This is a genomic window from Pseudomonas sp. MPR-R2A5, assembly GCF_058793055.1.
Genome location: NZ_JBXAFK010000002.1, coordinates 128,875 through 141,260, shown reverse-complemented (window position 1 = coordinate 141,260; position 12,386 = coordinate 128,875). Strand labels below are relative to the sequence as shown.

10 protein-coding genes and 1 pseudogene are annotated in these 12,386 nt (G+C 63.6%); 1 reads left to right on the top strand and 10 read right to left on the bottom strand.

Annotation, left to right across the window (positions count from 1 at the left end; genetic code table 11):
- Positions 1-20 precede the first annotated feature (20 nt).
- Together AC1Q6I_RS02070 and AC1Q6I_RS02065 are read right to left on the bottom strand one after the other, a co-directional pair.
- Positions 21-812, bottom strand: coding sequence for an ABC transporter permease (locus AC1Q6I_RS02070; RefSeq protein WP_102625501.1), 792 nt, complete (start codon positions 810-812; stop codon positions 21-23).
- Entirely contained in the window at positions 809-1,486 is a 678-nt protein-coding gene (locus AC1Q6I_RS02065; protein WP_041161261.1) for an ABC transporter ATP-binding protein, read from the bottom strand. The genes AC1Q6I_RS02070 and AC1Q6I_RS02065 overlap by 4 nt, the downstream gene beginning before the upstream one ends.
- Positions 1,487-1,741: 255 nt before the next feature.
- Between AC1Q6I_RS02065 and AC1Q6I_RS02060 the strand changes: the two genes are divergently transcribed.
- On the top strand, positions 1,742-2,947 hold the full coding sequence (locus AC1Q6I_RS02060; protein WP_102625502.1) for a DUF1835 domain-containing protein: 1,206 nt from the start codon (positions 1,742-1,744) through the stop codon (positions 2,945-2,947).
- A gap of 195 nt (positions 2,948-3,142) precedes the next feature.
- Here the strand turns inward: AC1Q6I_RS02060 and AC1Q6I_RS02055 are convergent.
- The 8 genes and pseudogenes from AC1Q6I_RS02055 to AC1Q6I_RS02020 all read right to left on the bottom strand — a co-directional run.
- A pseudogene (locus AC1Q6I_RS02055) lies at positions 3,143-3,544 on the bottom strand (Hcp family type VI secretion system effector); the annotation flags it as partial.
- 175 nt (positions 3,545-3,719) lie between these two features.
- Complete coding sequence (locus tag AC1Q6I_RS02050; protein ID WP_024076397.1) at positions 3,720-5,045, bottom strand: LLM class flavin-dependent oxidoreductase; 1,326 nt, start codon at positions 5,043-5,045, stop codon at positions 3,720-3,722.
- A gap of 90 nt (positions 5,046-5,135) precedes the next feature.
- Positions 5,136-5,570, bottom strand: coding sequence for a RidA family protein (locus AC1Q6I_RS02045; RefSeq protein ID WP_069076612.1), 435 nt, complete (start codon positions 5,568-5,570; stop codon positions 5,136-5,138).
- 11 nt (positions 5,571-5,581) lie between these two features.
- Positions 5,582-7,165, bottom strand: coding sequence for a flavin monoamine oxidase family protein (locus tag AC1Q6I_RS02040; protein ID WP_102625504.1), 1,584 nt, complete (start codon positions 7,163-7,165; stop codon positions 5,582-5,584).
- Between the two features lie 12 nt (positions 7,166-7,177).
- On the bottom strand, positions 7,178-8,101 hold the full coding sequence (locus AC1Q6I_RS02035; protein WP_024076400.1) for an ABC transporter substrate-binding protein: 924 nt from the start codon (positions 8,099-8,101) through the stop codon (positions 7,178-7,180).
- A gap of 18 nt (positions 8,102-8,119) precedes the next feature.
- Positions 8,120-8,893, bottom strand: coding sequence for an amino acid ABC transporter ATP-binding protein (locus AC1Q6I_RS02030; protein ID WP_024076401.1), 774 nt, complete (start codon positions 8,891-8,893; stop codon positions 8,120-8,122).
- On the bottom strand, positions 8,886-9,851 hold the full coding sequence (locus AC1Q6I_RS02025; protein WP_024076402.1) for an amino acid ABC transporter permease: 966 nt from the start codon (positions 9,849-9,851) through the stop codon (positions 8,886-8,888). The genes AC1Q6I_RS02030 and AC1Q6I_RS02025 overlap by 8 nt, the downstream gene beginning before the upstream one ends.
- 16 nt (positions 9,852-9,867) lie before the next feature.
- Positions 9,868-12,261, bottom strand: a complete 2,394-nt coding sequence (locus tag AC1Q6I_RS02020; RefSeq protein WP_069076608.1) for a TonB-dependent receptor plug domain-containing protein — start codon at positions 12,259-12,261, stop codon at positions 9,868-9,870.
- Positions 12,262-12,386 lie beyond the last annotated feature (125 nt).

Here is a 12,386-nt window from a genome sequence, read left to right as displayed (position 1 = left end):
ACTCGGCGCGGGAGAGTCCTTCAGCGCTCTTCCAAGCGATCGCGCAAGAATCGATGGCTCTTGGAAAACAACCGCCGGTAGGTCAACAGCACCGCGCCGACCGTGCCCAACGCCGACGACGCCGCGATCAAGAACATAATCACGATCTGGTAGCGCACCGCATCCACCGGGCTCTCCCCCGCCAGCACCTGGCCGGTCATCATGCCGGGCAGGCTGACGATACCGACCACGGTCATCTGGTTCAGCGTCGGGATCATCCCGGCGCGCACTGCCTGGCGAATCGCTTCCTGCGCCGCTTCCCAGCGCGAACCGCCGAGGGCCAGGATCATCTCGATGGTGTTGCGGCCCGATGTGAGTTCCTGGGTCATGCGCTCGATGCCCAGGGACACACCCGTCAGGGTATTGCCGAGGATCATGCCGAGGATCGGGATCGCGTACTGCGGCTCGTACCAGGGGTGGATGCGAATCACCGCAAACAAACCCACCGCCGTCACCAGCCACGAACTGCCCCATACCGACACGATGCTGTCGACCAGTTGCCCACGGTAAGTGCGCCGCCCGCGCCCGGCAGCCGACAGCCCGGCGATCAGCGTCATCGCGCACATCAGTGGCAGCACCACGTACCAGTAGGCGAATTCGAACACCCAGCCCAGCAGGTAACCGATCGCCAGCAGTTGCACCACGGTGCGCACGGCGGCCCACAGCAACTGGCGCTCCAGGCCCAGGCGCAACGCCAGCGACAACGCGCCGTTGATCAGGATCAGCGAAGCGGCAATGGCCATGTCCAGTGCCGTGAGATTTTGATAATTCATGGCTGGGCGGCTCCACTCAATACCCCGGCACTCATGTGCAGGTGGATATCGCTCATGCGCCGGGCCTGGTCGAGGTCATGGGACACCCAGATATAGGCACGCGCGTTGTCAGCGGCGAACCAGGCATCGATCAACGCTTCCACCTCACGGGATGACGCGGGGTCGAGGGCAGCGGTGGGTTCGTCCAGCAACAGCACCTCGGGGTTGAGCTGCAACGTGCGGATCAACGACATCACCTGGGCCTCCCCGCCCGATAGGTCACCGGCATTCTTCGCCAGGAAGTCGGGCGACTTGCCGGCGTGGCCCAGCAGCGCGATGACAGCCGCCGGCTCGAAATGGCGTTGACGCAGGGTCTTGAGGCTGAAGGGAAACCGCAGGTTGTCTTCCACCGTACCGTCGATCAGCGCCGGGCGTTGGGACAGGTAGCTGATATGGCTGCGGTAGTGGGGAATCTGGGCGTTGCTGATCGGCTGGCCGTTCCACAGGACCTGCCCCGAAGAGGGGGCATCGAGCAACGCCAAGGCCCGCAGGAACACGCTTTTACCGGAACCGGACGTGCCGGTGATCGACACGCGGTCGGCGCGTTTCAAGGAGAAATCCGTCGGTTGGAGCAAGGGCACCTGGCGGCGCTCGTCCATGCGCGTCAGGGCGCGGGTTTCGATCAGTGCGCTCATGAACGCGGTGTTCCTCGGCTGTCGGTCGGACGCAATGGTGAAGCAGACGAGCAGGCTTTTCATAGCAAAAAATCAAACGATGGCGCCCCGTCCCATAGCGGTGCCTTGCAATCGACACCTGCCCTGCCTATATTTGCCGCCTGGCGCTCTCTACGCCACCTTCCGCGGAAAGGGCTGCGCCCAAGACAGTGAAGCACCCCCTCATTTCTACGACTCCCAACCTTAAAGCGGAAAAGGTTTGTGCAAGGAGCTCGTATGTCACAACGCCCCCTGACCTCCACCACCGATGGCCGTATCAACCTTGAGCAACAGCGCAAGCGCGCCAAGGAACTGCTACCGCGCCTGAAAGCCGAAAACCCCGGCGCCACGTTGTCCCAGGCCCAATGGCAGGTCGCCAGACAACTGGGTTTCAGCAGTTGGCCCAAGCTCAAGGCCCACGTCGACGCCCTCGATTTCGCCGCCCGCCATCCCGATTTCGACGCCAGCGATGAAGCCCGCACCACCCATTGGCGCTGCGGTAGTGACATTGCCCACAGCCTGCAGCTGGCCGGGTTCAAGGGCCAGTTCCAGATGCTCACCGACCCGTTGTGCATGGGCCCGGTTCGCGACCTGCCCCGCGACGCATTCCGCGCGATGCGCAGTGCGTTCATCAGCCAGGCATTCACCTTGGACCTGGCCGATGTCACGCGTCGCGTCAATGATGAGTACAACCAGCTTGAAACCCTGGCCAACGCCGAGCACAGCGTGCTCTGGTGCGAGGCGGATGCCTATGACCAGTTGTTCCTGATCCGCGCCTTGGCCAGCCTTGAACGTGTACCCCGTAAGCTGGAGCTGATCGAGGTCGACCGCATCCCCGGCGTCGAACGCTTTATCGGCATAGGCCAACTGGCCCCCGATGTCCTCGCCTGGCTCTGGCCGCAACGGCGGTTGATCGATGAGGCTGCGCTGCAACTGGCCCGTGAGGCTTGGGCAGCCTACTGCGACAGCGCCCCACTCAAGTTGGCCGCCCTGGCCCAGCGCCCGCATCCCGCCCTGCCCTTGCTGGCACCCGCCTTGCGGCGACAACTGCAGGAATTGCCAGGCGCGCGGGATGGGCTGTCGCTGACCGAACGCCTGTCCCTGGCGTACCTCGCCGAAGCCGGCCCGGTGACGTTCGGGCGCGTGTTTGCCGAATTGATGGCCAAGCGCGAACCGCTGCCGTTCCTGGGAGACATGATGTTTCACGCGCTGTTGCGGCCGTTGATCGATGGTGAGCAGCCGTTGCTGACAGAAACCGAGCCCCACCTCGAATGGCCTCGGCGGGTGCTGGCGCTGACGACACTGGGGCATCAAGTACTGAACGGCGACGCTTACTGGCTGGACCACGCCAGCCATGAACGGTGGGTCGGCGGTGTGAGCCTGAAGCCCGGCCAATGCCATTGGACCCTTGATAAACATCTGTCGCCCGTATGGCGGCCTTGACTCACCTGAGAGTGACCTGATTGTCACCTGCCTGCTGCCGACCGCCTTGATGGGATACCAGTAGCCCCCAGCGCCGGCGCCTGCAACCGGTACAGCGCGCCGTATGGGGATGATGGGGAGTTGCCGTTTGAACAAAAGCGGCAAGTCAAGCAACGAGCCTTGTTGTTGCGGTAATAGTGATTGATTGGCCGTGGCTCAGGCTTTCACGTTCTGCCGGATATTCCAGCCAAACTTCACCGCCCCACCGTCCTTGGTACCGTCGGCTTTCTGCGGCTGGTAACTGACCTCGACGGTGGCGAAGTTCAAGGCGATGTTGTCGTAGAGCACATCATCCTGACTTTGCGCACCGGTGCCGTAGGACACCACCATCACTTCCTTCAAGGTGATCACCAGGTACTCCACCGGGCTGGCTCCGCCCGCCTTGCGCACCACCAATTTGGCTTCGGGGTAATGCTTGCCACTGGCGCAGGCCATCATCAGGTTGGGGCTGGATTTATCCAGCGGTTTTTTCAGGTTCAGGTTGGCGATATTGACCTTGCCCGCACCACCTCCAGTGCCCGAGTGCATCGACCCTGTCTGCGACAACCCCCAGGCCCATTACCTCCTATTTACCCTTGCCTTACTAAGCCTGCTGATCGGGCTTCTATGCCTGAACAGCAAACGCCAACGACAAATGCGCCGAGAGATGTTGGAAATCAGGCATAAACGCAACGGCGTTATCGCGCCCCTGAAACAACAGGGCGGCTGGAAGTGGTGATGACCCTCAGGCCGCCTAGCTCCTTGCCGCCGTATGCCGATTCACCGGCACCGGCAACCCCAGGTGCCCACGCAGCGTGCTGTGGCTGTACTCACGACGAAACAACCCACGCTCACGCAGCAGCGGCAGCACCTGGTCGGTAAACCGCGCAAAGTCATCCGGCGCCCCTACATGGATGTTGAAGCCATCCACCGCCCCGTCCACAAACCAACGCTCGATCTCATCTGCCACGGTCTTGGGCGAGCCGACGAAGCTGGAGAACGGCTTGGCAAAGCGCAACGCCGCCTCACGCAGAGTCAGGCCCTGTTCGCGGGCGACTTGCTTGATGTTTTCGGCATGCCCGCGATAGCCATTGCTGCCCAGGTCGCCCAGGTCGGGGAAGGGTTCGTCCAACGGGTACTGGCTGAAGTCGTGGTAGTTGAACGGCCGCCCCAACTGCACCAGTGCCTTGTTCAAATCCAGCTCGCCATTGCGTTCGCGGTCGATGGCCTGGGCCTGCTCATCGGTGTCGGCAATGATCGGCGAAATACCCGGCAGGATGGTCACGTGATCGGGGTTGCGCCCGGCAGCGGCGGTACGTTGTTTGATATCGCTGTAATAGGCCTGGGCGTCCTCGAAATTACCCACCCCAGCAAAAATGCCCTCGGCATAGTTGGCCGCCAAGCTGCGTCCGGATTCGGAAATGCCCGCCTGGAAAATCACCGGTTGGCCTTGGACTGAGCGCGCGATATTCAGCGGCCCGGTCACCGAGAAGAACTCGCCGTGATGGTCGAGGCGGTGCTGGCGCTGCGGGTCGAGGAACACCTTGCTCGCCTTGTCGCGCACAAAGGCGTCGTCCTCGTAGGAATCCCAAAGGCCTTGCACTACCTCCAGGTGCTCGGCTGCCCGACGATAGCGCTCGGTATGGTCGATATGCTGCTCACGGCCGAAGTTACCGGCCGCGCCTTCCAGGCCGGTGGTGACCACATTCCAGCCGGCGCGGCCGCCACTGATCAGGTCCAGGGAGGCGAACTGGCGGGCGACGTTGAAAGGTTCGGTATAGGACGTGGTCAAGGTGGCGACCAGGCCGATCTTCGACGTCGCGCCGGCAATGGCCGAGAGCAGGGTCAGCGGCTCCAGGCGGTTGAGGAAGTGCGGTGCCGAATCGGGGGTGATGTAGGGGCTGTCGACGATGAACACCAGGTCGAACTTGGCCGCTTCCGCCTGCTGTGCCTGGGCACGGTACCAGTCGATATCGACACTGGCATTGCCAGGGATTTGCGGGTGCAGCCATTCGTTTTGCGCGGTGCCGACGCCGGTGAGGATGGCGCCGAATTTGAGTTGCCGGGGTGCTGTAGACATCGGGATTCTCCAAGGTGGACATGAGGATCATCTGGCTGAACCGGATAAACGGTGGGAGGGGGCTTGCTCCCAGCGTTTTTCCCGCGTGAATCAGGCTGTTCTGGCAGCGATGGCTTCGACTTCGACCAGCGCTCCGGGCAAGGGCAGCGCGACGACTTGCAGCGCGGTGCGCGCAGGTTTATTCGGCTGTTCAGGGGTACCGAAGAACTGCGTATAACCGCGCTGCAATCCGGCAAAATCCAGCTTGCCGCCGGTTTCTTCGGCGCCCACCAGGAACACGCGCAGCTGCACGATATCGCCCAGGTCCAGGTCTTGCTGGCGCAGGATCTTGCGTAGTTTGTCGAACACCGACACGGTCTGTACTTCGGTACTGCCATAGGCCGCCGGCGTGCCGGCCGGGGCGTTCGGATCAGCCAGGTCCGGCAAGGTTCCGCTGACGAAAACCAGGCTGGCGGACGCGGGTACGGTGACGGTCTGCGAGATCGGGAAATCGCCGACGCTGGTGCGTTGAATGCTGTCGCTCATGGTGGGGTTCCTCAGGAGGCGGCCACTGCCGCAAGGTGGGTTTGTCGGGTAACGCGCTCAGCCAGTTGCGCCACCACATGCCGCGCCGAGTTGGCCGCCGATTCCTGCCAGATGCCCACGCCGCTTTGCACCAGGCCGTCGCCAGCGAAGTACGCGCGGCCGTGGCCTGCTTCGAGCAAGGCGCTGGCAGCGGCCGGGAAGTGCTCACGCTGCAGCCACGGGCCTTCGCTGAAAGGGATCTGTTCCCAGGACACCGCCAGTGGGTGGCGCAGGTACCTGGAATACCCAGGATGCAACAACTCCACCGCCTCCTTGGAGGTGGCGTACTGCTGGTCGAACGGTTGCGCGCCAAACACATCGGCGCCCTCCCCGGTCACATAGCCGGCCACCAACAAGCCCTCGCGGGTGTTGAGGTCGTTGCTGGGGTACCAGAGCAGGCGCGCCGGGTGTTCGATCCAGGACAGGCCGCCGTAGGTGCGGTAGTCGGTTTCCCAGAAGCGCGGCGATTGCCACGCCACTTTCGTCGCCTGGTCGCTGCGGGTGCTGAGCAGCGCGGCTTTGATCGGCTCGCTGAAGTCGGTGTCGAGCCTGGCCACCAGCGGCAGCGGTAGCGTCGAGACCAGGTAATCGGCGCGCACCACCTGTTCGCGGCCGCTGCGCTGGTCGTGATAGGTCACCACGACACCGTCGTCCAACTGGCGGATCTGGCGGACCTGGGCGCCCAACTGCACGTGATCGCTGACGCGCTGGTAGAAGGCATCGGTGATGCGGTCCATGCCGCCCACCGGCTGGAACATGGTCGCCGAGAACTCCGGGAACTCGGTGTGCAGCAAGGCGCCCCACAGCTCGGGGTGCAGCAGTTGGTCCAGCGCCAACGGGCGGCGGCTGGCAGGCAAGGCGCCAGGGTGGGCGGGGGATTCCAGGTGCCCCGAACGGATCGTGCCCTCAAAGGTCAGCTCCTGGGACAGGTCGCCATACACCTGCAGGAATGCCAGCAAGCGCGTGCGTTCCTCGGCGCTCAGCACATCGTCAAGCGCATCGCGCTGCACCGCTTTGGCCAGCAACCCGGACAAGTGCCCGCGCGCATCGTTGATCGCCTGGCCAACCGTAAACGCCGGCTGGTTCACATCCGGCCGTACCTGGGCGCCATGGCTGCTGTTGACCAGCACTTCCAGCGGCACGCCCAGTTCACTGCAATAGTCGAGGATCGTGCGGTGCTGGCTGGGAATACGCGCAGGCCCGGCATTGAAGTAATGCCCCGGGTCAAACGCTGCGGTCTGTGTACGGCCATCCTTGTAATCCACACGGTCGCCATGGCGCAGGGTCCAAGTGCGCCCGCCTACGCGGTCGCGGGCTTCCAGCACCTGCACGGCGAAGCCGGCGCGGGTCAGTTCCAGGGCGGTGACCAGCCCGGCAATCCCCGCACCGAGCACCAGCACGCGGGTGCCCTGCCCCAGGCCGGCCTTGAGTTTCAGCGGTTGCGGCCGGCGGTGCGACGACGGCCCCAGGCCGAGTACCGCGAGTGCATCCTTCACGGCCTTTTCGCCGCCTACCGCAGCGATGCTGGATAAGGCTTCACGTCGTGTCAGTCCCATGGTCGATACTCCTTAATCCGGCAGGCCCGGTGGGTTGATCAGCGACTTGTCGACCCGCTCCACGTCCAGGCCCCAGCGTTGCAGCACCTGTTCGTATTGGCCGCCGGCAATCGCGCCTTCCAGGGCCGTGTGGATTGGCTTGACCAGGCCGTTGTCCTTGCGGGTGGTCACGGCAATGTCCGCCTGCAACGGCCAGCCACCGTTCACCGTGCCGACGCGCTTGATGCCGCCGGTGATCGCCGCCGAATAGGCGTACACCGAGTTAGGCCCGAACAACGCATCGCTGCGCCCGGATTGCACCGCCAGTTGCGCGGCGGCCTGGTCGTCGAAGTACTGCAACAGCGCGGGCTTGAGGCCAGCCTTTTCATTGGCCTCGTTCCAGGCCAGCAGGACCTTTTCCTGGTTGGTGCCGGAACCCACGATGATCTTCAGCCCGGCGATATCGGCCGCCTGTTTGATCTCGCTGATCTTGCTGGTGCTCTTCACATAAAACCCGAGCACATCCTGGCGATACGTGGCGAAGTCAAAGCGCTTCTTGCGCGCCTCGGTCACGGTGACGTTGCTGATCACCGCGTCGTACTTGCCCGAGCTGACGCCCAGGGGCCAGTCTTCCCAGCTGGTCTGCACCACATTGAGTTGCAGGCCGAGGCTGTCGGCCACCAGTTGCGCGGTGTCGGCTTCGCTGCCGATGGTGGTCTTGTCATCGCTGGCCAACAGCGCCAGGGGCGGCCCGGCCACGCCGGACACGGCCACGGTGAACTTGCCCGGCTGGGCGAACTTGAAGCCCGGCGGGATCTGCGCGATGGCCGCTTCATTGCGCGGCGCATGGATGCGCGGGCGGTCGGGGCTGAGGTCGACCTGTTGCACGGCAAATGCGTGTTGCGCGGTGCTGACGGCCAGCGCCAGCAGGGCCACGCGGGCAGTATTGATAAACATGGGCAGTCACTCCTTGAACTAAAGCACCTTGCCGAGAAAGGCCGCGGTGCGGGGATGTCGGGGTTGGCGGAAAATCTGTTCGGGCGGGCCCTCTTCGATCAACTCGCCGTCGCAGAGGAACACCACGTGGTCGGCCACTTCGCGGGCAAAGCCGATTTCGTGGGTGACGATCACCAGGGTCACGCCCAATCGGGTGAGGCCCTTGATCACGTCGAGTACTTCGCCCACCAGTTCCGGGTCGAGGGCTGAAGTGGGCTCATCGAACAGCAGCACCTTGGGGTCCAGCGCCAGCGCACGGGCAATCGCCACGCGCTGTTGCTGGCCGCCGGAAAGCTGGCGGGGGTAGGCATCGACCTTGTCCGCCAGGCCGACCTTGGCCAGCAGCGCCGTGGCCTTGGCCTGGGCGTCGGCCTTGCTCCAGCGCTTGTGCGCCAGCGGCGCCTCGGCGACGTTCTCCCAGGCGGTCAAGTGCGGGAACAGGTTGAAGTTCTGGAACACGAAACCCACGTCGATGCGGCGCTTGAGAATCTCGCGTTCCTTGAGTTCGTAAAGCAGGTCGCCCTTGCGTCGATAGCCGACGTATTCACCGTCGATGGTGATGTGCCCGCTGTCGATCTTTTCCAGGTGGTTGATGGTGCGCAGCAAGGTCGATTTACCCGAGCCGGACGGCCCGAGAATCACCGTGACCTTGCCTGGATCGATGGTCAGGTCGATGTCTTTCAACACCTGTTGATTGCCAAAGCGCTTGCCCACGCCCTGGATCTGGATACGGCCGGCGCGGGCGTCACTCATGGGATTTCTCCTTGAGCCAGCGACGGATGCGCTGCAGCGGGGTCGGCGGCAGTACACGCGCAGTGCCACGGGCGAAATACCGCTCGACGTAGTACTGCGCGCTGGTGAGCACGGTGGTGATGATCAGGTACCAGACGGTGGCGACGATCAGCAGCGGGATCACCGCCTGGGTGCGGTTGTAGATGACCTGCACGGTGTAGAACAGCTCCGGCAAAGCCAGCACGTAGACGATGGACGTGCCTTTGACCAGGCCGATGATTTCGTTGAACCCCGACGGCAGGATCGAACGCAGCGCCTGGGGCAGGATGATCCGGAAGATACGCCGCGACGCAGGCAAACCGAGGGCCGCTGCCGCTTCATGCTGGCCGGCATCTACACCGATCAGGCCACCGCGGATGATCTCCGCCGCGTACGCCGCCTGCATCAGGCTCAAGCCCAGCACGGCCACGGTGAATTGGCTGAGTACGTCGACCGTCGACCACTCGGCGAACACCACGCCGGTGAACGGTACGCCGAGCACGATGTGGTCGTACAGGTAGGCGAAGTTGTAGAGGATGATCAACACCAGCAGCGCCGGCATCGAGCGAAAAAACCAGATATAGCCCCAGGCCAGGGCCGCCAGCAGTGGCGAGCCCGACAGCCGCGCCAACGCCAGCGCGGTGCCGAGGATGACGCTGAACAGCGTGCTCAGCAGCGTCAGCAACAGCGTCTGGCCAAGGCCGCGCAGCACCGACGGCGAGAAGAACCACTGGCCGAACACGCCCCACTCCCAGCGCGGGTTGGTGGCCAGGGAATGCACGATGGCGAGCAGCACCAGCGCGGCAAAGATCGACCCGGCCCAGCGCCAGGGATGGCGCGCGGGCACCACCTGCAGGGCTTTGATCGGTGTGGACACACGGGCCTGGCGCACCGTGCTGGGCGAGTCAATCAGGTCATAGGATTTGGCGACGATGGGCATGTGTGACTCCTCGGCCTTAGAAGGCATAGGTCAAGCGGGTGTAGTAATACCCGCCGGTAAAACCGTAGGGCGAATAGGTGCCGTAGCTGGCAAGCATGGTGCTGCTGGGCACGCCTTGTTTCTTCGGATAGAGGTCGAACAGGTTCTTGGCGCCGACGGCGATGTTCAGGTCCTTGGTGAGGTGGTAGCCAAGGTCCAGGTCAGTGATCCACTTGGCGCTGTAGACGCGGTCCAGGTCGCGGTTGGCCGATGAGTTGACTTCCTTGTAGGTGCCGTAGCGGGTCAGGGCCAGGTTGAGGTTGAAGCGATCGATGCTCCAGTCGCCGCCGAGGATCAACTTGGTGTTGGGCTGCACTCCGGTGATCAGGTTGCGCGCCTGGCGATCCATCAAGTCATAGGAGGTGCCCAGGATGTTGGTGGACTCCTTGTAGTTGAGGATCTTGGTCTGGTTCCAGTTGAACGCCGCCGTCCACTTCAGCGAGCCGTATGGGCCAAGGTCCTGGTTGTAGCTGCTGACCAGGTCCAGGCCCTTGGTGCGGGTATCGGCGCCGTTGATGAAGTACTGGCCGCCGGAGGTGGAGTTGATGCCGTTGTTCTGCAATACCTGGGTGACTTCCGGGCCGAGCAAGGTGCCGGTGAGGGTGATGCGATCGCGCAGGTTGATCACGTAGGCGTCGGCGGTGAAGCTCAGGCGATCGGTGGGGGTCAGGGTAAAGCCGAGGCTGAAGTTGGTGGAGCGCTCGGGCTTCAAGTCCTCTGCGCCCAGGGCCTTGGCGGCGGCCGAACCGACTGGCAGGACACCGTAGTTGATCGACTGGTACACGCCGTCGACCACGCCATAGGTGGTCGAGCGCGCACTGAACAAGCTGTTGGCCAGGGACGGTGCGCGAAAGCCATTGCTGACCGTGGCGCGCACGGCAAATTGTGGGGTGAAGTCATAACGCGTGGTCAACTTGCCGCTGCGGGTGGCGCCCACGCCTTCGTTGTAATGCTCGTAGCGAAAGGCGGTGCCGATATACCAGTCGGGCAGCGGGTTGAAGCCCACGTCAACGTAACTGGCCAGGCTGTTGCGCGAGGCGCTGCTTTCTTCGTCCGGTGAAATGCCGTTGGTGACCTGGGCCCCGGACGAGGCGCAGTTGCCCGGCGCCACGCAGTAGCCGCCATTGGCGTAGGACGCGTAGTCTCCGGCCTGCACCTCATAGGTGTCACGCCGATGCTCAAAGCCATAGGACAGGTCCAGCGGCTTTTGCAGGCCGATATCGAAGCCGCGCTTGAAGTCGAGGTTGGTGGTCAGCTCGGTGGAAATCCACGTGCCGGAGGTGAAGCTGTTCGGCGTGGCCTCGCCTAAGGAGGGGTTCTGGTTATGGGTGGTGCCCTGCTCCGCCTCGTTGCGCCCATAGGTGGTGGACAAATCCCAGTCCCACGCGCCCACGCTACCTTTGCCACCGAATGCGGCCTGGAAGTCGTCCTCGTCGATGTACCAGGTCGGCGTGTAGCCGGACGGGTAGCCATTGGGTCCGGTGGTGATGGTGTTGGTGATGGTCGGCAGGCGGAAGTTCTGGCCCTGCTCGGCCTTGCGCCGCGAATAGGTCGTGAAGGAGTATAGGCTCAAGCGGTCATCGATCGGCAGCTCGGCGTTGTAGCCCAGGGTCAGCAGGTTGGTCTTGGGCGTGCCGTAGCCGCCGTAGGTCGACTTGCCGGCCAGGCCATAGGCTTGCTCATAGGTGTAGCCGTTGGCGCTGGCCTTGTTGTCATCATTCTGGCTGCGCGCGTCCAGGGCCAGTTGCACGATGCCGCCGTTGCCGATTTCAAACCCCTTGTTGAGGCTTTGCTGCACGGTCTGTTTCTTGCCGTCGTAACCCAGGCCGGCGTTGGTCACCGAGGTGCCGCTGGTATCAGCCTTGAGGATCACGTTGATCACCCCAGCGATTGCATCGGAGCCGTACTGGGCGGCGGCGCCATCGCGCAGCACTTCCACATGGTCGATGGCGCTGATGGGAATCAGGTCCAGGTCTGCCGGCGCGGCGCCGGTGTTGATCCCGTTGATGTTCAGGGTCGCGCTGGTGTGGCGGCGCTTGCCGTTGACCAGCACCAGCACCTCGGCGGCGCTCAGGCCACGCAGGTTCGGGGCACGGGCCATGCCGCTGGCGTCCCAGCCGGTTTTTTCCGGCAGGGTCAGCGACGGGATCACCGCGCTCAGCGCTTCCATCAAGCCGGGCTTGCCGGTGTTCTGCAATTGCTTGGCGCTGACCACATCGATCGGCACCGGGCTGCTGGTGACCGTGCGCTGCTCGGCGCCACGGTTACCGGTGACCACCACGGTGGACAGGGTGCTGTCGTCCTGGGCCTGTGCCGCTGCGGCCAGTACGGCCAGCGCCAGTAAGACGGTCGGTTGTAAGACTTGCTTCATAGCCACTCCAGACATTCCAAATCGCGAAGTCGGGCAGTCACGCGGGCGGGCGCGGTGCTCGTTTTTTCAGGGGTATTGCGGCGATTGGTGACTAGGTGTGGGGCAGTCGAGGGGGTTGAATCGGC